General features: G+C 57.2%; 18 protein-coding genes and 1 tRNA gene. 11 read left to right on the forward strand and 8 right to left on the reverse strand.

Annotated elements, in window-relative coordinates:
• Window positions 1-22: 22 nt before the first annotated feature.
• A complete protein-coding gene (pqqA, locus tag DLM45_RS05005) occupies window positions 23-112 on the reverse strand; it encodes a pyrroloquinoline quinone precursor peptide PqqA (RefSeq protein ID WP_045838205.1) in 90 nt (29 codons plus the stop codon).
• A gap of 146 nt (window positions 113-258) precedes the next feature.
• Window positions 259-933: a hypothetical protein gene (locus DLM45_RS05010; RefSeq protein ID WP_181335993.1), complete on the reverse strand. Its 675-nt coding sequence runs from the start codon at window positions 931-933 to the stop codon at window positions 259-261.
• Window positions 934-1,184: 251 nt separating this feature from the next.
• Between DLM45_RS05010 and DLM45_RS05015 the strand changes: the two genes are divergently transcribed.
• The gene (locus DLM45_RS05015; RefSeq protein WP_181335995.1) at window positions 1,185-1,640 is read left to right on the forward strand and encodes an Hsp20 family protein; all 456 of its coding nucleotides are present in this window, start codon (window positions 1,185-1,187) and stop codon (window positions 1,638-1,640) included.
• A gap of 135 nt (window positions 1,641-1,775) precedes the next feature.
• The gene (locus tag DLM45_RS05020) at window positions 1,776-2,054 is read left to right on the forward strand and encodes a BQ00720 family protein (protein ID WP_246317161.1); all 279 of its coding nucleotides are present in this window, start codon (window positions 1,776-1,778) and stop codon (window positions 2,052-2,054) included.
• A gap of 106 nt (window positions 2,055-2,160) precedes the next feature.
• Here DLM45_RS05020 and DLM45_RS05025 read toward each other — a convergent pair whose 3' ends face one another.
• On the reverse strand, window positions 2,161-3,135 hold the full coding sequence (locus tag DLM45_RS05025) for a complex I NDUFA9 subunit family protein (RefSeq protein WP_181335997.1): 975 nt from the start codon (window positions 3,133-3,135) through the stop codon (window positions 2,161-2,163).
• Between the two features lie 223 nt (window positions 3,136-3,358).
• Between DLM45_RS05025 and DLM45_RS05030 the strand changes: the two genes are divergently transcribed.
• Window positions 3,359-3,444 (forward strand) — tRNA-Leu (locus DLM45_RS05030).
• A 206-nt stretch (window positions 3,445-3,650) separates the two neighbouring features.
• Here the strand turns inward: DLM45_RS05030 and DLM45_RS05035 are convergent.
• A complete protein-coding gene (locus tag DLM45_RS05035; protein WP_181335999.1) occupies window positions 3,651-5,642 on the reverse strand; it encodes a DEAD/DEAH box helicase in 1,992 nt (663 codons plus the stop codon).
• Window positions 5,643-6,056: 414 nt separating this feature from the next.
• Window positions 6,057-6,932, reverse strand: a complete 876-nt coding sequence (locus DLM45_RS05040) for an amidohydrolase family protein (RefSeq protein ID WP_181336001.1) — start codon at window positions 6,930-6,932, stop codon at window positions 6,057-6,059.
• Between the two features lie 434 nt (window positions 6,933-7,366).
• Here DLM45_RS05040 and DLM45_RS05045 point away from each other — a divergent pair, with 434 nt between their 5' ends.
• From DLM45_RS05045 to DLM45_RS05070, 6 genes are all read left to right on the forward strand, one after another.
• Window positions 7,367-8,113, forward strand: coding sequence for a TSUP family transporter (locus tag DLM45_RS05045; protein ID WP_181336003.1), 747 nt, complete (start codon window positions 7,367-7,369; stop codon window positions 8,111-8,113).
• 315 nt (window positions 8,114-8,428) lie between these two features.
• Window positions 8,429-9,688, forward strand: a complete 1,260-nt coding sequence (locus DLM45_RS05050) for an aromatic ring-hydroxylating oxygenase subunit alpha (protein ID WP_181336005.1) — start codon at window positions 8,429-8,431, stop codon at window positions 9,686-9,688.
• 88 nt (window positions 9,689-9,776) lie between these two features.
• Window positions 9,777-10,259, forward strand: coding sequence for a nuclear transport factor 2 family protein (locus DLM45_RS05055; RefSeq protein ID WP_343062239.1), 483 nt, complete (start codon window positions 9,777-9,779; stop codon window positions 10,257-10,259).
• Window positions 10,260-10,278: 19 nt separating this feature from the next.
• Complete coding sequence (locus DLM45_RS05060) at window positions 10,279-10,650, forward strand: Rieske 2Fe-2S domain-containing protein (RefSeq protein ID WP_181336014.1); 372 nt, start codon at window positions 10,279-10,281, stop codon at window positions 10,648-10,650.
• Window positions 10,651-10,690: 40 nt separating this feature from the next.
• The gene (locus DLM45_RS05065) at window positions 10,691-11,731 is read left to right on the forward strand and encodes a 2Fe-2S iron-sulfur cluster binding domain-containing protein (RefSeq protein WP_343062240.1); all 1,041 of its coding nucleotides are present in this window, start codon (window positions 10,691-10,693) and stop codon (window positions 11,729-11,731) included.
• A 615-nt stretch (window positions 11,732-12,346) separates the two neighbouring features.
• Window positions 12,347-13,450: a LysR family transcriptional regulator gene (locus DLM45_RS05070; protein ID WP_181336018.1), complete on the forward strand. Its 1,104-nt coding sequence runs from the start codon at window positions 12,347-12,349 to the stop codon at window positions 13,448-13,450.
• A gap of 93 nt (window positions 13,451-13,543) precedes the next feature.
• On the opposite strand, the gene DLM45_RS05075 is transcribed toward DLM45_RS05070, so the two are convergent.
• The gene (locus DLM45_RS05075; RefSeq protein WP_181336020.1) at window positions 13,544-14,362 is read right to left on the reverse strand and encodes a hypothetical protein; all 819 of its coding nucleotides are present in this window, start codon (window positions 14,360-14,362) and stop codon (window positions 13,544-13,546) included.
• Between the two features lie 369 nt (window positions 14,363-14,731).
• Between DLM45_RS05075 and DLM45_RS05080 the strand changes: the two genes are divergently transcribed.
• Window positions 14,732-15,787 carry a YeiH family protein gene (locus tag DLM45_RS05080; protein ID WP_181336022.1) on the forward strand — a complete coding sequence of 352 codons (1,056 nt, stop codon included), beginning with the start codon at window positions 14,732-14,734 and terminating at the stop codon, window positions 15,785-15,787.
• A 371-nt stretch (window positions 15,788-16,158) separates the two neighbouring features.
• On the forward strand, window positions 16,159-17,508 hold the full coding sequence (locus DLM45_RS05085) for an MFS transporter (protein ID WP_181336025.1): 1,350 nt from the start codon (window positions 16,159-16,161) through the stop codon (window positions 17,506-17,508).
• A 92-nt stretch (window positions 17,509-17,600) separates the two neighbouring features.
• On the opposite strand, the gene DLM45_RS05090 is transcribed toward DLM45_RS05085, so the two are convergent.
• A complete protein-coding gene (locus DLM45_RS05090) occupies window positions 17,601-18,578 on the reverse strand; it encodes a PQQ-dependent catabolism-associated beta-propeller protein (RefSeq protein ID WP_181336027.1) in 978 nt (325 codons plus the stop codon).
• 22 nt (window positions 18,579-18,600) lie between these two features.
• On the reverse strand, window positions 18,601-19,803 hold the full coding sequence (locus DLM45_RS05095) for an ABC transporter substrate-binding protein (RefSeq protein ID WP_181336030.1): 1,203 nt from the start codon (window positions 19,801-19,803) through the stop codon (window positions 18,601-18,603).
• Between the last annotated feature and the right edge of the window lie 9 nt (window positions 19,804-19,812).

Raw genomic sequence — 19,812 nt, forward strand, 5'->3', positions numbered from 1 at the left:
CTAAACGGCCAACCTCTTCTTATCAGATGAGATCGATTTCGGCCGGGAGGTAGCTGGTGACTTCGAGACCAACTTCCTGCTCACGAACTTCAGGCTTCGACCACGTTTTCATTGTTTCCTCCAAAATGAGACGTGTAGCTTCACTACGGAGTTTTATTTAGAAGCAAGTTGTAATGAGAGCCAATTGTATTTGCGATTGGATCTCATAAGCGCCTCTAATAACATTGTAACAGTAAAGGTTTGTGCAGTGCGGCCGGACTAGCGTTTCGACGCCCACTCGTCCTTTACCTCGTCGCATTTCTTTGAAGCGAACTCATTGACCTCTTCGACAATCGTGCTCGAGAGGATATTGACGGTATTGTCGGCCGCTGTAGCCGTCCACAATGCGCTCTTGATCAAGGTCGGCGCTTCAATCTTCCCCCAATTGGCGTGCGCGGAAGCGGCCTTGCCATTCTCGAACTTGATCTTCGGCGATAACTCGAATTTGAACTCGGTCGCGTCTTGCTCCTTCCTCGCGACCGAACACGTTACCGTGTGCTTGTCGAGAACAAGCTCAGCCTTCGGTTCAGACATCGCTTTTGCCAGATCGCTGCCCTTGACGCTGACGTCGGTTGCGCAATGCACGCCCTCATAGGGCCATTTGACCTTCAGCTTGCCGACCAGCTTCACCATCTGTTCCTGCCGCCAACTCTTGACGACGTGACAGGCAACGGTGCCCGCGTTCGCATCCTTGGCGTGGAGGCCTTTGCAGAGAGCAACCTTGCAGGCCCGTCGCGCTTTCTTTTCCGCTTTCTCCTCAGGCGTGAGGACAACTTCGGCTTCGGTCGTGGCGGCTGCCGATCCGTCTTTTGGCTCGGCGGCGGAGGCTTGGGAAAGAGACATCGCTGCGCTCGACGCCACCATCAGCAGCGCGAACACGGGTCGCAGGATCATCGGCAATCTCCGTCTTAGAGGTGAAGCCGCTCTCCATCGCCTCCCAGACCGGCAGGACTAAGGCAGATCGCCCCGTGCCGCGGCGGACAGATCGCTCCCTGGTTGTATGACAAATGTGGCGGCGACGGAGCTTGAACGTACGTCAGCCGATCCCATATCGTTATCAAGCGCCGGGCGATTTCGACGGTGCCTGAAGAGCGGCCCCCGGGCGCTCCAATCCGATTGACGGTCGCTTGATAGAGGACCTTCGCATGACACGCATGACTGCCCTCTCTAATCCGCTTTTGCTGGGTTTCGAGGACATTGAAAGGCTGATCGACAGGGCCGCTAAAGGCGGCGGCGACGGCTATCCACCTTACAATATCGAAAGGATCGCGGACCCAAACGACGGTTCCGTGTCGGATTTGCTCCGCATCACGCTCGCCGTTGCGGGATTTTCACGTGACGATCTTGAGATAACCCTCGAAGACAAGCAACTGACGATCCGAGGTAAACAGCAGGACGATAAAGCGCGCGATTTTATCTATCGCGGAATCGCATCCCGGCAGTTCTCTCGAACGTTTGTTTTAGCGGACGGTATCGAAGTCAAAAGCGCCGACCTTGCAAACGGACTTCTGGCTATCGATTTGCAACGGCTAGAGCCCGAGCGTCTCATCAGACGGATCGAAATCGGAAGGACGACTGGAGCAAAAGCCAATGGCACCTGAGTCTTTCCCGTTACAGCCCTCGCGACCGAATCGTCGGAGGATCGGAAAACGCGCAGACATCCCTACGGCCACGATTGGCCGCAATTTTCGGATACTCGCAGAGAGCCCGACCTCAAGACATGGAGGAAGAGCGTCATGAAGCACACTACAACGAAATCGGTTGACCACGTGATCGCGCCTATAATGAGCGAGTTCGAACTCGCGCATCTGGGCGGCGGAGAAGTCGCGTACATCAAGACGCTGACCTCTGATGAGGCGACCACCATGTTTCCTCAGATCCAGGGATTGCCGAAAGGTATTCCACTCTTTTCACTGCACGCCGCGGATGGCACCCCGATCGCGCTGACAGATACGCTTCAGGCGGCTATCGGCCATGCGCAGGAAGATGAGCTGGCGATTGCCCCGCTGCACTAAAGCGGCCGCCATCACATCGTCGGGTTGCAGATCGACTCTTAGCGAAGCCGTCCGGCGATGCCGGGCGGCTTCATTGTTTTTCGAGGATGTGTATTCGCGGGGCCGGTTAGGCGCGATAATGCGCGTATTGGCCCTTCGGCTTGAAGCGTTCGAGATATTGCGGAACGATCAGCTCGATTGCTGCCGGGTGCGCGACGCCGAGTGACGTGAGTGTGCGCCCTTCGCGCCGTGCCGCTTCCGATACGACATTATCCGACTTCAACAGCCGAACCTGATCGACCGTGATAGGTCGAATTGCGTTCGGCAGAGGCCATGTTGCCAGCGCCTGCAACTGCGCCATCCAGAACGGCACCGGGATGAGCAGCCGACTGCGATCGGCATAGCGTAATGTGGCTTCGAGAAGCTGCTTGAAGGTGAGAACTTCTGGACCACCGAGTTCATAGACAGTACCGGGCGTACCCAGGCCCGTCGCGGCATTGACCGCGGCCGCCCCAACGTCGCCGACGAACACCGGCTCGAACTTCGTTCGGCCGCCGCCGATCAGCGGTAATGCGGGGCTTAAGCGGGCAAGAGCCGCGAAGCGATTGAAGAACTGGTCTTCCGGACCGAATACAATCGACGGCCGCAGAGCAACAGCGCTCGGAAACTCCTGGAAGACGGCTGCCTCTGCCGCAGCTTTGGTGCGCGCATACTCGGCCTTCGCGCCCTGATCTGCGCCGATCGCAGATATATGCACCAGGTGCTTCACACCGAGTTCGCGAGCTGCCTTGGCGACGTGACGTGCGCCTTCGGTATGTACGGCATTGAATGTCTGGGCGCCTGTTGGCGCAAGAATACCAACGGCGTTGATCGCGATGTCGGCACCTTCCAGGGCCCGTGCAACGGAGTCGGCGAAGCGCAGGTTCGCCTGCACGGCGTGGACTTGCCCGACAACCCCCATCGGTTGCAGGAAGCCCGCCAGATCCGGGCGGCGGACCGCCGCTCGAACACGCCATCCGCGCTGCGCCAAGCTGCGCACGATGTATCGGCCGACAAAGCCGGAGCCTCCGAAGACCGTTGCCAGTTTCCCGCTGTCTGCCATGCCGCTCCTCTGCTCCGTCAAGCACTGCTTACAAACATGTATCGTCGTGGAATCGACAAGGGAAGCGGCACCATGTCCTTCTGGGGAAAAATTGCCGTCAGAACAGCGATATCATCATCCGGATGCCCCCGAGGGCAGGATGCCGCGATCGCGCGGCCCGATCATAGCACCGTGGCGATTGACTTCCTGCCCCGCTCAATTTACCTGACACGCGAAGCACATCGCCCAGATGGCGGAATTGGTAGACGCACTGCTTTCAGGTAGCAGCGCTCAAAAGGCGTGGAGGTTCGAGTCCTCTTCTGGGCACCATCCCCTCACTAATTTAGAAAAATCGGGCTAGGCCGGGTTTCGGCGAGCGGCTGGGTCTTACCTACTCAGCCGTGCGTGCACAGACGACCGAGCGCACGTGGGAGTAGCCGTCTCGGCTCCGGCCGGATGGCGAATGCAACCGCCCAGCGCGCAGGCGAGCGGCCGGCGGGATGAGCGGCTCGCTTCAGGTTGATGACGCGCGATGCTTAGGTCTGCGAGGCTTCGCGCTGCTTCTTCTTGTGGGCATATTTAGACACTGGCTTGTGAGCGCCGTGTGATTTCGGCGAGCCATCGTGAGGCTTTGAAGCCTTGGATTGGCTTTTCGCTCCGTCGCCCTTGCGATGGGGATGACCTTCGCCCTTCCCCTTCTTTCGATCTTGCCATGGCTTCTTGGCGTAAGATTCCGAGTGCCGATTAGACGAGTTGGCACCCTTGGGCTCGCCGTCTTTCCGCGCCGGTCTCGTGTGGTGGGCCGGACCATCCCCCATCCCCGTATCGTCGCCCATGGACGCGCCGAGCCGCGAAATCCGCCCCTCATTGGGCTTCATCGAACTCGCGGCCTCTGCGAACTTGTCCGCGAATTCGGCGGCGACCTGAAAGCGCGTGTCGCGGCCGAAAATCTTAATCGCGCCGATCTCAGACTTCGTCACATCTCCGGCACGGCAGAGAAGCGGAAGGAGCCAGCGGGGATCTGCTTTGCGCTCGCGGCCGATGTCGACGCGGAACCACACCATTTCACCGCCATGATCTCTCACGGGGCGCGGCGGACGGCGATCACCCCGGCTCGCGCCGTTGTCTCGATCTTGTGGCGCATGACTGCGATCATCGCGATTCTGGAAACGGTCCCGCGCTCCCCGCGATTGACCATCGCGCCGCGGCGGCGGACCGGTATCCTCGGCCAAATCTTCTGGAGCCGGTAATTGGGCGCGATGCGCCCGCACGAGTGCGAGGGCGATCTCATCCGCTGTGCGTCCGGCCTTGAGGGCCTCCGCGAGCTTCGCGTCCTCTTCCGTCGCGGGATCGGTGAAGACGGAACTGGCGAGGAAACGCTCCTGATCGCGCGCACGAATCTCGTCCGCTGTCGGAGCCGGACCCCATGTGATTTTGAGTTTGGCACCGGCTAACAGCGCATCGGCTTTGCGCCGGCGGTTGAACGGCACGATCAACATGCACAAGCCCTTGTTTCCCGCGCGGCCCGTGCGGCCGGAGCGGTGAAGCAGCGTCTCGGCATCGTTCGGGAGGTCGGCGTGAATAACGAGAGCGAGTGCGGGCAAGTCGAGCCCGCGCGCTGCCACGTCCGTCGCGACGAGAACGCGGGCGCGGCCGTCACGTAGAGCTTGCAGCGCGTGCGTACGCTCGTTCTGGGTCAGTTCACCCGAAAGCGCCACAGCGGAGAAGCCACGCTCTACGAGGCGCGCGTGGGTCCGCTTTACGGCTTCACGCGTCGAGCAGAACACGATCGCGGCACCCGCTTCGTAAAATCGCAATACGTTGACGACAGCATTCTCGACATCGCCTGGAACGACGCGAATGGCGCGATATTCGATATCGGCGTGCTGTTCGTTACGCCTCAGCGTCTCGATGCGAACAGCGTCGCGCTGGTAGCGTCGCGCAAGTGCTTCGATATCGCGCGGCATGGTGGCGGAGAACAACAGCGTCTGGCGTGTCTCAGGCGTTGCGTCGAGAATGAATTCGAGATCCTCGCGGAAGCCGAGATCGAGCATCTCATCCGCCTCATCGAGAACGACGGCGGCGAGCTTGGTTAGATTGAGACGCTGCCGTTCCAGGTGGTCACGCAAACGGCCGGGCGTGCCGACGACGATATGCGCGCCAAAGCTGAGTTGGCGCGCTTCTGCACGGGCATCCATGCCGCCGACACAGGTGACGACGCGGGCGCCCGTGTCCTTGTACAGCCAGTCGAGTTCGCGCTGCACTTGCAGAGCGAGTTCGCGGGTGGGCGCGATGATCAGGGCGAGTGGTTCGGCGGCCTGGGGCAACCGCTCAGCTTCCCCCAGTAGCGTCGTGGCGATCGCCAGCCCAAAGGCCACGGTTTTACCGGAGCCGGTCTGAGCCGACACCAGCAAATCCCGCCCCGCAGTATTGGCTTCGAGAACCGCAAGCTGGACGGCGGTCGGAACCGAATAGCCGCGCGCGACAAGGGCGCGCCCGAGCGTGGGATGGGCTGACGGGAAGGTCATGGTTACAAGGCTTTTCGCAGAAAGGCGTCGCCCCCGGCTTCAATGATGAAGTTGACGGTGCATACTGCCAAGGATGTCATATTTGCGGATGCGTAGCCGGTTTTCCGGGTTCTCACTAGCGGACATGTTGGCTCGCTTCCCGGGTTGGTTAGGCGGCCGCTAATATCAGAGTCCGCCCGGCTTGCCGCATTTCATCCTGGAAGCGGCTGCTGGCCGATCGTCGGGCGACGGTCGGATGGTTGTGGCGGACGCTTCGGAGATCCCATTGCACGCTGGGACAGAGCCGGTCCCTTTTCGATTTTCAGAGGGGGCGGAGCTAAGAAATGTGGGCTGCATGTTGCCCAAGCGCGGCCAGAACTCTTTCGCGCTTGGGACGATCTTCTCGCGGCAACTCAATAGTCGAGTATCGCGGACTTAGGCATCAACGGTGACACCGAACAGCCGCTGTGCGTTCTTGAACGTCGCCGCTTCATAAGCGTCTTCCGAAAGCCCTAGAGCCTGGAAATCTTCTACGCCCTGCTTCATCGGCCGGAACGGGTAGGAGCTGCCAAACAGAAACTGATCTTTCATGAATCCGTTTGCCGCTTCTACGTAGAGGCCGCCGCCCGGCGAGAAGGTGTACATATCGGGCGAGACGAATACGTTCTCGTTCCGAAACGCGACTGTCACGATGTCTGCGATGCGCGGATAGAAGCCATGGCAGCAAACGATCTTCAACTTTGGAAATGTCTTCGCAACGACTTCCACTGCGAAGGGATCGTTGAACGAAAGATCCGGCGTCGTCGGGCCCGACATCACAAATGCCGGCACGCCGAGCGTCTGACACAGCTCATAAAGCGGCATCAAGCGATCGTCATTGGCTTTGAGTGGCTCGGCATAGAACCCCGCGTCGACGTTGATCCCCTTGTGGCCAAGAACCTGAACAGCGCGTTTTGCTTCCGCAACAGCAGCCTCAACGCCGATTTCGATCGGATCGACCGATGCAACGGCAAGAAGCCGGTCGGGCGCGGTTTTCGCGACTTCTGCAAGTGCATCGTTCGTGACGCGGACGCCGGGCACGCTTCTCGCAACCATCGTCGCGGCGGTGATTCCAGCTGCGTCCATTTCCGCGACGAATGCTTTTGCGTCCGGTGCGCGTGTGAAATGATCGACGTCGCGGCTACCAACGCGTTTGTTGAGCCAGCGCACAACCTCATATTCCGGAGTGGAAGGTGTAGATCCAAAAAATTTATGCAAGAAGGCCGGGCGGCTCCGCATGTCAAAAATCGGCCGAGCACTGCGAGACAGCATTTTGTTTTCCTTTATTACAGCATTTCCGTTGTCCTAACCGCAGGCTGACGCCGCTACCCCTTGGATGCGACGCTGTCCTTTGATCGCCTTTGTCGGCAGTCTGCGCGAACGCGCACCACTCTTCGCGGTAACGGACGTAAAAAAAATTTGAAATTTCGGATCAGGCCATAGTCCGATCCTAATTCGAATTATTCCGTGCTCTTGAATTCGAACGAGACGCAGCAAACATCTCGCGAAGTAAGGCGCGAGCGATTCATTTATAGCTTCTACCAATGTTGAGTGGCTCGCTTCGAATAGCTTCGCAGTGGCGAGCCATGCGGCTTGGGAAAATGCTTGTTCGCCGCGACTAAGATGCGCCGAACTTTGATATTGAGACATCCAATCCAAATCTCATGCGGGGTCGTCTATGCTGCCACCGAGACCGGGGGCGGAACGTGACGACGATCGTTATTATCGGGCTGGTTGCTGGCTTCTTGATTGGGAGCGTTGGAATTGGCGGCGTGATTGTTGTGCCCGCTCTGACTTACCTCATGAGCATTGAGATCCAGATGGCAATCGCCGCCGCTCTGATGGGTTTCATCCTCACGGGTATCGTCGGAACGATTCAATACTCGAGACAGGGCTCGATTCAGTGGAATTCGGCGCGCGTTCTCGTTGCCTCCGCAGTTCCGGCGGCGCTCCTCGGTAGTCTCGCCGTTCAGGCGGTTTCACCGCTGGTACTGAAATGTTTGATTGGCGCACTGGCGGCGCTGTCAGGGCTGCAAACGATCTTCGGCAAGGCTTATGGAGACCACCCGTCGGGCGCTCCGCTATCATCTGGGCGTCTAGCTACGGCTGGGGCGTTTACAAGCTTTTTGTCGACGGCCAGCGGCACGGGCGGCCCGTTGCTGTTTGTTCCTCTTCTTATGTGGCAACAGCAGCCGCTTCTTGGCGCGATCGGTCTCAGCCAAGTCATCCAGCTTCCGATTTCGATCGTCGCCACGCTCAGCAATCTGGCAATGGGCACAATCAATCTTTACCTCGGCGGAGCGCTAGCGATCGCGTTGGCTATCGGATGCTGGTTTGGCGCACACCTCGCCCATCAGGTGCCAGCGACGACACTCAAGATCGGTGTTTCGGTACTGCTCGTGCTGGTGGGTTTCGTGATCGTTATTGACGTCGCCTGCCAACTTCTTTCGTAATTCATCACGCGTTGTACAGCCGCGCTTCAACCAATTTCAGAACGCCTGCGATTGGCATTCCGGCCAATATAGAAAGCTCCACTTTATATATGCTTGTCGCGGCAGCGCATCGCGCCGTCTAAAGCCTAAAAGCAATCGCAGGGCGGAATAGGTGCAACGCATAAATGGCGTACGAACCGTGGGTCCTGCCTATATATGCATAACGAACTTTAATCGCCCCAAACCTCCTCAGTCCTTATCCGGACTGCTATTGCTTGATGAAGCGCGTTGAATGACGCGGATCGTTCAGGACAAGACCTATAAGGAGGCCCGAGGATGGCTGCACGAAACCACAATCAGTGGATGGCCAAGCCCCCGCTCGAACAAGGCGAGTGGATCGACAGCCGCGTTTACACCGACCATGAGATTTTTGAAGAAGAGAACGAGAAGATCTTCAAAAGCACGTGGATTCCGGTCTGCCACGAGTCGGAGCTTCCGAAGCCTTATGATTTCCGCACGTCGTCAATCGCACGCGAACCCATCATTGTTTGCCGCGGTCCGGACAACCAGGTCCGCGCGTTCCTGAACGTTTGCCCCCATCGCGGGATGATGATCGAGCGGCGCCCGTCCGGCAGCTTCTACGAGGGTCAGCCATCCGGCAATCCGAAGCGCATGACTTGCATGTTCCACGGCTGGCAGTTCGACATGAAGGGTAGCTGCGTCTACGTCAGCCGTGAAAAGGAAGGCTACCAGGATCGTTTATGCAAAGACGATGTCGGCCTCCGTCGCCTTCGTTGCGAGGTGAAGTTCGGCGGGTTCGTTTGGGTCAACCTGAATGATAAAGCGCCGGATTTGGAAACCTGGGCTGGCAAGCCGTTCGAGTGCCTTCGCAAGTCACTCGAAGCTGAGCCGCTGGAAGTGTTCCACTACCATAAGGCCATCGTCGATACGAACTACAAACTGTGGCACGACACGAACTGCGAATTTTATCACGACTTCATGCACTACCATAACCGCGTCACGGGATTTAACGATGCGTACTTCGCGCGGAAGAACGAAGCATTCGACAATGGACACATTGTCGTCGGCACGTTCGAAGTGAACTATGACAAGTACGAAGGCTTCGAAAGCCGCGCGGCGCTGTCATTCCCTCATCTGCCGCCTAACCAGTGGTACATGATCGATCTGTTCCCTGGCATCAATTTCAATCTGCGCGGTTCGGCACTTCGGTGTGACGTCGTCACGCCGCTCGGCCCGAACAAGACGATGATCGAGTTCCGCGGATTGGGTTTGAAGAGCGACTCCAAAGAAGACCGCATGACCCGGATCAATCATCACAACTCGATCTGGGGACCATTCGGCCGAAATCTGCATGAGGATCTCATCGGGGTTCAAGGTCAGGGCAATACGATGCTGCCAGGAACTGAAGCGCGTCGCGTGCTTCATGGTCGCCAGGAAAATCAGACGATCCACGATGAGAACGGTATGCGCCACTATTACGACGAGTGGGGTCGCTGGCTGAACAGACTTCCGAGTAGTCCGGACAAGCCGTATTCGGCGCCGAAGGAAACGGAAGCCGTTACGGCCGCGGAATAGGAAAACCCAACCGTTCCCAGTGACAAAGGTGGGAGGATGACGGCTACGGCCTCGTCCTCTCCCAACGATAATCTTTGGAGAGATGACAGTGTCAACCTGCGAGACCGTTCGCGACGCAATCTATCAAGCAACGATGTTCCTCGATGCTCAGAAGTGGAACGATTGGCTGTCGCTGTGCGACGAGAGTTTCGAATATTCGATCACGTCGTTCAGCCCTGAAATCAATTACGACATGACGTATCTCGCAGCGAACAAGAAGGATCTGCATCATCTTGTGGACCTTCTTCCGAAGCACAACACAGATCACTCGCCGCTGCATCGGCACACCACGGTCTACTCCGTGCAGCCCTCTGAGGATGGGAAGACGGCAACGGCCGTCAGCTCCGTGCTTATTTTTCAGAACATGCTGGATGGAACGCATTCGCACATCGATGCGGGCGAAAGCCGACTGTTCGTGATCGGCAGATACATGGACACCCTGAAGATAGAAAACGGCAAAGGCATCTTCTTGAAGCGCGAGCTCAAGCTAGACAATCGCCGGCTCGACAAGGGCTCTCACTGGCCGCTCTAATTACGGGACGAGTGTCGCAATGACGTGGAAAAAGATTTGCGACGTTGGGGACCTGGCGGTGAACACCGCGAAGCTCTTCGACGTCGAAGGGGTGAACGTTCTCGTTACGAACTATGGCTCCGGTTTCAGGGCTATTCCACCGGTCTGTCCGCATATGGAAGAGCCGCTCGATGAATCAGGAATTGTCGCGAATTGCGTACTGACATGCTCGAAGCATCTTTGGGCTTGGGATCTCCGTACCTTGGGCATGCTCGGCGAAACCGAAAAGCCGCTGAAGGTTTACGAGACGCGTCAGGAAGACGGCGCGTTGTTCGTGAACATGGTCGAAGAACTCGTCTACGATTTTGAAAGCGAGGATGAATTCGACGATGACTTCTTTAGCCAAAGCTGAGTGCCTGGCGCCACGGGCCGCCTCGCACGCCGAAGATATCGTGACAGTCACCATTCAGACGCCGACGGGTGCCTTTGAATTTCCCTGCCAGCCAGGGGAAGCACTTCTGCACGCGGGGCTGAATGCCGGCGTCTCCCTTCCCTACGAATGTGCAACTGGAACCTGCGGTAGCTGTCGCGGCCGTCTGATGACCGGCGAGATCGACATCGGTTGGGAGGCATCTCCCGCGCTTGCGAAACTCAAGCGAGACAAGGGCGACATTCTGTTGTGTCAGGCGCGCCCGAAAACCGATTGTCTCGTGCGGGTGCCTGCAAAGATTACGCAAACCGCGGACGCCGCCACGCCAGCAAAAACCAAAGGAACGATTAGCGACAGCCGAAGATTGACCCACGACGTCGTTGAGTTTGCGGTCAATCTGTCAGAGCCGATGGCATTTCAAGCTGGGCAGTTTGCGATCCTCACCACACCCTCCGTGATCGGTGCGCGCGCCTATTCGATGGTCAACTATGAAGCCGAGACGAACCGCATCGTTTTCCTTGTGAAACGCAAGCCGTCGGGCGGGTTTTGCGATTGGCTTTTCTCCAACGAGATCGACGGCGCAGAGATAGACGTGTACGGCCCGCTCGGCCGCGCAACGTTCGATACCAGCGAAGACAAAGATCTGATTATCGTGGCTGGCGGGTCGGGTATCGCCGGGATGATGTCGATCCTCGAGCGCGCAACGCGATCCGAATATTTCAAGCGCCACCGAGGGCACGTTTTCTTCGGGGTGCCAACATTGCAAGACGGCTTCTATCTCGATGAGCTTGCAAAGTACGTCATCGAGTCCGATGGCGGTCTGGCCGTAACGCTTGCCCTGTCTAACGAAACTCCGCCGCAGGAGCGTCATCCCAACTACGAGCAGGTGTTGCTTACCAGCGGGTTCGTTCACACGGCGATGGCCGCTTCGATGGCTAATCAGTACCAGAATGCGATGGCTTACCTCGCCGGACCGCCTCCTATGGTGGATGCCGCTCTCCGCGTTCTGATCACAGAAGGGCAGCTGTCACCGCAGGCCATTCGCTACGATAAGTTCGGCTGAGGCGGCTTCTATCTGTTCGCCTCATGCCGCTCCGCGCATCGCACGCGGAGGCGAACCCGACACCGCGCGCCGAATGGAACTTAGGTTTTCAACAAAAAGTGGCGCATCAGGACCGGCGAAATAAGGCCGACTTTGTGAGTTGCGGCACAAAATTATCCCCGCGACTTGCTGTCGGCGCGTTTTAGATCACCAGCACATTCAATCGTCAGAATTGTGCGCCGCAGCAGCATGCGGCCCGTGGCGTTATCCCGTCACTTCCGCGAACACGGGCCGATTTTATTTGGCTGCGTTTCTCTAATTAAACCGGGCTTTCTGCTTAGCGATTTGCCGAGCTATTGATTCGCTCGCGCGCACTTCTCATTGCTTCTCTAGGCGCCATCTCGGATCGGTCTTCTCGCAGCATTGGCCGCATACTGCGTATTTCATCGCGCATGGATGTTGGTCGATTTTGAGAAAGAAAGTGGGCCTCTCGGCCGCCTCGAATGTAGGGGCGGCAGATTATAAAATAGAGAGAAACTATCACACCGACCTATCGATCTATGCCATTTATTAGAACAGATCTTATGTGGTGCCTTCGTCGGGATGGTAGCTCGCTGCCAGTGAGGAGACTGCTCAATGTTCTTGAAGCAATTTCAGTATCTGATTGCGGTTGCCGAGGAGGGGCATTTCGGACGCGCGGCTGAGAGATGCAACGTTACGCAACCGAGTCTTTCGACCGGCATTAAGCTTCTCGAACTTGAGATTGGCGCTCCGATCTTCCTGCGGGGCCGGGGACAGAGGTTTCGCGGACTGACGCCGGAAGGCGAGAAGGTTGCCCATTGGGCGCGCAGCGTGGTCTCCAACTGTGAGGCGATGCGCGATGAAATCGCTTCGATGTCAAACAATCTTCAGGGTCGCCTCCGTATTGGCGCGATGCCCTCCATGTCGCCTGTTCTGCCTTCTCTTCTTCGTCACGTGAGAGAACGGCACCCAGGCATCATCATCGACGTGCAGTTTATCGGTAACGATGACATGCGGCTGGGGCTGAATGAATTCTCTCTGGACGTTGCGTTCACATATCTCGAAGCGTCCGACATGGGACGGCGGAATACGCTCCCCATCTACAGTGAGAAACTGAGCCTGCTTGTGCCGGACACCGACGACTATCGCGGGCGCACTTCGATTACTTGGGAAGAGGCTGCGCAGCTCCCGCTCGCAATGCTTCGGCCCCGGCTGCGCGAGCGCGTCTTCGTCGATAAGATGTTTCAGAAGGTCGGATGCAAGCCGGTTCCCAAGATCGAATCCGAATCCATTCTGCATCTGATGTTCCAGGTACAGTACACGGAGCTATGCACGATCATCCCGTCGCATTTCACCAAGATGCCGGGATTGCACGCCGGAGTTCGCGCTCTTGATCTTGTCGAACCTGTTGCGAGTCAGGACGTTGCAATTTTCTGGGCAGAGGGCGAGACGACGATGCCGATGGCGAAAGCACTCATCAAAATCGTCCGCCAGATGAACAAGACCGGTGAGCTTGCAGCGCATCTCTCGGATGACACCGACACGACCGTCATGAAAGGACCGGGGCGAGATCGTGTAGATGTGCCTATTCCGGCGAACGCCGTCGAACGTGAGACTGTCGGTGCTGAAGTTCATGTGCCAGCGAAGCGAGCAAGACCGCCCGCGTCTCGTGGCAAGGCACTATCGACCCGTGCCAAAGCGATTATGAGTGAAGCCTAAAACAACGCGAACACAGCGCGACTTTCGCTCTGATCGCAAAACGAATTGCAGTCGACTGGCGCATGTAAGCTTCAGCCGACTGCGGATGACGTCTTACTGGGCTGCCAGCTTTTGCAGCTTCGCAACTGCATCGGCGATTTTCTTCGCAACCTTCGCTCCGGCGATCTCGTCGGCCGTCGTTCCCGATACCTTTATGATCTCGAAGATATCCGGTGCCGTCGCTGTGGGCTCGGTTCGAGATACGAGATAGTGCGGATCCACTGCGCCTGCTCGCAGCGGATAGAATCGTACGCAAATCTGCCGATCTCCAGGCGACGGTTGCGCTTGGCCGAGCAGCGCAACGCTTGCGTCGAGTGAGAAATCCTTTGTGCGCAGCGTCAGCCTCGACGGATCATCATCCTTTCCGCTCGATTTACGCGCAATGTTCTTCAGGAGATCTGCCGCCGCCGTGAACCAGGCGAGGATTTTCTTCAATTCTCCCTCGCGGAACTCCGGAGAGTATTCGACATTGTCTCCAGCCATCGCGTTGGGAATGTCATACGGCAGATCCTTTGAAAAGCGGCTGCGGTCCAATCCGCGATGCAGCAACTCGACAAGAAGCCAGGCTTCCACCTGCGCGGGCGAGCGTCCTTCCATTTGCAGTTCATGCTTGACCGGTTGACCGTGTTCCAGAAATTGCAACGTCAGCTCCGGAAGCCGAAGTTCCATCTTGAGGCCTTCGGCAAATTCATCAGTTACAAAGGCTTTCCGCTCGTCGTCCCAATGAAGCGCAACATCTTCGCCTGCATTTACGCTTCGAAAGCTGCGTACCATTCTCGCAAGCCACTGCACCGCGTTGTGCGATTGCGAAAATGCATCCCGCAATGAGTCGATGGACGCTTCTTCCGGAACAGCGGTTGGGCTTGTCGACATTCAGCTTGCTCCATTTGTCGTCGGATGCGCGCAATGCGATCGCGGCATTCGCAGGTGGTTTCCCGAATATCTCTAAGCGGTCGCGGCGACAATCGGAACAGAGTTGTCTGACTTAAGGAATTGATACTTCCTATTTATTATTTTGCATTTTGCCACGAATGGCGAACGCGTCATTTATAGAGAGCGACGATAGAAGAGAAGCGAACCTCAAATAGATAGCCGACCTGTTGATTGCTAGTCGTTTTGCCGTGGCCGCCGCTTCCTCGTGGCGTCCGATTTCAGACTCCGAACGCGAGATTGAAATTCGCGTTCGAGCTTCGGCAACAGCAATCGACACACGCGTGCCGAAGGCACTGCAGGGACGGCACTATGGAAGGTTCTATCTCGGCTCGTGCACAACATGGTGCGCGTGCTGCGGAGTATCGGAATGTCGTAGCGGGCGTTGCGCTCGCAGCATCGGTATCTATCGTCGCTGTATTGCTTGCGCCACATATGCCAAAGGCGTTGCCACTACCGGCAATGGTGATTGCGCTCGTTCTTGCTATCAGTCTGCACAGCCTTTCTCGTAACGAGTTGTTCAAGCCGGGCCTGACGTTTTGCGCCAAGCCGCTGTTGAGATGGGCCGTCGCTCTACTTGGAATGAGAGTCGCCTTCGGTGACATCATCGATCTTGGCGTGCCGGTGGCTCTGATGGTCGTTGTCTCGATGGCGGCCACCATCGTCACCGGGCTCGTGCTGGCGAAGGCTCTCGGGCAGAATGTCTTCTTCGGGATGCTGGTTGGATCAGCGACGGCCGTCTGCGGCGCGTCTGCCGCGCTGGCGACTTCGACCGTTCTTCCGAATTATCAAAACCGCGATGCCGACGTTGCTTTTGTCGTCGTCGGCGTCAATCTTCTCGCTACGTTGGCGATGCTCTTCTATCCGCCGCTGTGCATGATTCTGGGATTTGACGACAAAACCACTGGCATCATGCTCGGGGCAACCATTCACGACGTCGCTCAGGTGGTGGGCTCCGGTTACGCGGTTTCCGATACGGCCGGCAATGCCGCAGCGATCGTGAAACTGTTTCGAGTATTTTTGCTCCTGCCCGTCGTGCTGATCCTTGGATTCTATGTCAGCCGCCTCGGTAGTGCGCGCAGCGAAGCGCGGGTGGCGATGCCGACTTTCGCCATAGTCTTTCTCGTCCTGTGCATCGTGAACAGTATCTGCTCCTCGATACCTGCGATTGCGGGTGGCTATCAGGTCATCAAATCAGCGACGGTGGAGCTCAGCACATGGGGACTTCTGCTCGCCATCTCTGCCATCGGTCTCAATACGTCGATCAAAGCCATGGCGGACTTGGGTTGGCGTCACATCGTCAATCTTCTAGGTACGACGCTTGTGATTTTGACCGTGATGACCTTGGGTCTGGCTTACATTCACTGATAGTCGAAAGCTCCGATTGGTGCTCAGAGCGATCGGATGGCGTTTGGACAGCGCGTGATCTACCCTCTTGTTTTTTTCCGCTGATAATCAGCAGGCGCCCCATTTTGCAAATGCTGGATTTGCAGCCTGTCTGACGGAAAATTTGTATTATTCACTCGACAAATAAATCTGACTTGACCTTGTTCGCTGCATCGCAATGTTCAAATATTCAATAGCTTGACGTGAGAGAAAACCGATGTTTGCCACCTCGTTGTCTTCTCACTTTCCTCATGAGAAGCTATTCCTAAATTTGGGATATTGATTTTACCAGCGGCTCGTCTTGGGCGGTAATGCTTCCCTCAAAAATAGAAAAGAGTAGGGAGCTTCACACCATGCTGGGACCACTAGCGACTGAAGAGTCGCGGCCTGGAAAAGCGATTGTCCAAGCGCAGAGTGCAGGACCGCCGGGGGACGGCCTGAGTGTGGAGAATTCTCAGACACCATCCGGCGAAACGATTCCGTTCAAGCAGGCTTTTCTTGTCTCGATTGCTGCGGGGTTAGGATACGGCTTCGATTCATACGCCGTGAATATCTTCGGAATGTTGAGCCCTGTGATGATGAAGGAGCTCGACATCAGCGTGACCGCGATCGGCGTCATCGGATCGCTTTTCCTCGTTGGGTACACAATCGGCACAATCTTTTTCGGATATCTTGCCGATCGGGTGGGACGGCAGAAGTCTCTCAAATTTTCTATCGCGCTCTACGGAACGACGACTGTTCTAGGCGGGATGGTCAGCAATTTGTACGCGATCACGGGACTTCGATTTCTTACCGGCGTTGGTGGTGCCGGTGAGTTGGCCGTTGGGGCGCCATATACCGCCGAGATGTGGCCGCCGAAATATCGCGCCCTGGGTACCGGCGGCATCATGTTTTCTCTCTATTCGCTGGGCTACATCGTGGCGGCGATAGCCGCGCTGGCGATCGTTCCGGTTTACGGTTGGAGGTGGGCGTTTATCTTCGCTGCTGTTCCCGCTGCCCTCGTTTACTGGCTGCGCAGCTCAGTTGAGGATTCTCCCCGCTTTCGCGAAGCTCAGGTCGAAATGGAACGGCTCGTTGCCGAGCAGGGAATTGCTCGTCCGAAGGAGAACATCTGGAAAATCCCGGGGGCGAAAAAGCGGATCGTGATCGGCTGGCTTCTCTATACCGCGAACGCATGCGGATATTGGGGCATCACCTTCTTCCTGACCACGTTCATGATTCAGAAATTCAATGTCACGCTGTCGGAATCGATCTTTTACGCCATGCTGTTTTACATGGCGCAGTTCTTCCTTTCCTTCGTTGGGACCGGTCTTTCGGATCTCATCGGGCGGCGGCCAGCGGGAATTCTGGGTGCGCTGATTATGATTGTCTGCACGATCATGGCGACCACGGCGGAAACTCTCGACGTGTTCCTCATTTACGGGGCTGTGATGATCGGTATGCTCGGATGGCTGTGGGGTGTGGGCGATACCTACCTCAGTGAGTTCTTCCGGACATCGCTTCGCGGAACTGGATTTGGCATCATGGTTGGTGGCGGCAGGGCCGTATCGATCTTGGCTCCCTTGCTTGTCGGCTGGGGCATTCACGAGTTTGGCCCAACCGCGCCGTTCCTCGCGACTGCCGCCTTATGGGTGTTGACGATCATCGGCTACTACATTGGGCCGGAAACCGCAGGTAAAGAACTCGAGGAAGTTCAGCTTTAAGCGCTGCAAATTTCTCGCGATTGCACATTGAAAACGGCGCAATCATTTGCGCCGTTTTTTATTTCCGTGAGCCGGATATGCGTTGACGTTTTCTAGTTGGGTTTGACGGCGACGCCCCAAGGCAGGCGACCGACGGGAACAGACTTTTCCGCCTTCTGCGTCGCGATATCGATGACGGAAAGATCATTCGTCATGCCGTTGGCGACGTACATCTTCGTACCGTCCGGCTTTATCTCAAGATGCCAGGGTCGCTGACCAACCAAGATGTAGCTCTTGACCTCGTGCGTCGCGGCGTCGACCACGGCCACACGGTTTGACGGGCCTAATGCGACGAATGCCGTCTTTCCGTCCAGCGTGAAGCGAATACCGATCGGTTGCATAAGCTCGGGACGCACGCCGGGAACATCGAACGTCAACTTCTTCTTTGTTTCATACGTCTTGGTGTCGATGACTGCGACCGTGCCGCCGACCTCGGCCGAGACCCATACTTCGCTTCCGTCCTTGCTGAAGGTGGCCTCGCGCGGGCGGGTATCGACGAGAATATTCGCCAAAACCTTGTTCGTCTTTGCGTCGATGAAGTGCGCCATGCTCGTCTGTTCCGACGTATTGACGACGAGCGTATCGTCTGGCGAAACCGCCATTCCCTCCGGCTCCACGCCGACCGATATCTCGGTGATCGCCTGCCCCGACGATCTATCCATCACCGTTACCAGACTATCGTCTTCGTTCGCGACGTAGATGCGATCGCCTTTGTGGTTGATTGCCAGCAACTCTGGGTCAGGACCTGATGCGGCGAATGATTTGACGACCTCTAGTTTCTCTGTGTCGATGACGTCGAGACGGTTGTCATCTCCAATGCAGACAATCAGTTCCTTGTAGTCGGGCGTAAGTGCGAGACCGCGCGGTCGCTTGCCCGTGGGAATCGTCTTGATGATCTTCAGCGTCTCGCTATCGACAACGGTCACTGTGTTGTCGCGTTCATTGGACACAAAAATTTTGTCGGCGAAGGCTGGCGCCGCGGCGCATAACAGGAGCGTGGCGGCACTCGCGCGCGTCAAACATTTGAGCATTCTCTAATCCTTTACGCTGCGATCAACCTGGTATCTTGCACGCGGACTCCGGCGCATCGACGCCGAGCGTGTCCGTCAAAAACTTCGGATGGAGAAACCCTTCCTGCGGCGACACCGAAACGAGGGATCGGGGGCCCGAAAGAATGATCGGCTGACGGAGCTGCCGATCCCAGGAGCGGAATGACAATCCCTGCCCTTTGAAACCGGCCACCTGAAATGGCTTCGACATGATGTACGCGCGCCAACCCGCGACATCTGTTTTCTGCGAGCGGGTCGCCGCTTCGCCGAACACGCGCACCGCCAGCCACGCCATGTAATCGCGTTCGGTCATCGCGCGTTTTGCCTTGGCGCGAAATCGCGTTTGCAATTGTACGCCGCCGTATTCTTCATAGACCGGAGACCACGCAACTGCCGTGAGGCCTTGCGTGCCTGCGACCGGCTTGGGGACAGATGTCCGCCACATCAGATAGTCGCCGAAGGTGTCCGGCGTGTCGGCGACGAAGACGATGTCATGCTGTGGTGGCGACTGCGTTCGCATCGGGATCTGTGTTTGAATTTGCTGATGCCCCGTCTCGGAGTTTCGATTGCCGGGATCGAAGGTGATCGTTCTCTCTTCGACGATCTTGCTGCCGAACTTGGCCGCGGCTTGCTTCATGGCATCGGCATACGCGATGTCGTCCTTCGTATTGCCGCGCAGAAGAAACCATCGCGTCCAACGCTTCCAGGCCATGTACTGAGCAAGCGCGTCGGCGCGCATGGCCCAGCTCGGCGCGACATGGAAAAGGTTGTGCCGACAATTTTTTCCACGCAAATCGTCATCGCTGGCGCGCGCGTTGATGATGATAGCGTCTCGGGCTTCGGGCAGATCTGTGATGCGGAGGAGCGCTTCCGGCTCCAGGTCTGCAACGATCAGGCGCGTCGTTTGAAGAAGAGCTTTTGCATCCGCCACAACGTCTCCGTCTTGCGGCGTGATTTTCTCCGTCAGGCGATAGGACTGCCCGAGGAATTTCCCGGTCGCGCTGTTGTCGCTTATGCCGAGCCGGGCGCCTTGAGTACCTTGATCAGATACTAGCGGCTCGACGAGCGAGATCGGTAATGGCTCGGGATATTCATAGCCGAGGTAACCGATTTCGACGTTGAGAGTGCTTGGTGACGGCGCCGGTTCCGCACTGGCCGCAGAGATCACAGCAATCGACAACAGCCAGGCGAGACGCCGCATGCGCATGTTACGAAC

This window comes from Hyphomicrobium methylovorum (genome assembly GCF_013626205.1).
Classification (GTDB): domain Bacteria; phylum Pseudomonadota; class Alphaproteobacteria; order Rhizobiales; family Hyphomicrobiaceae; genus Hyphomicrobium_B; species Hyphomicrobium_B methylovorum.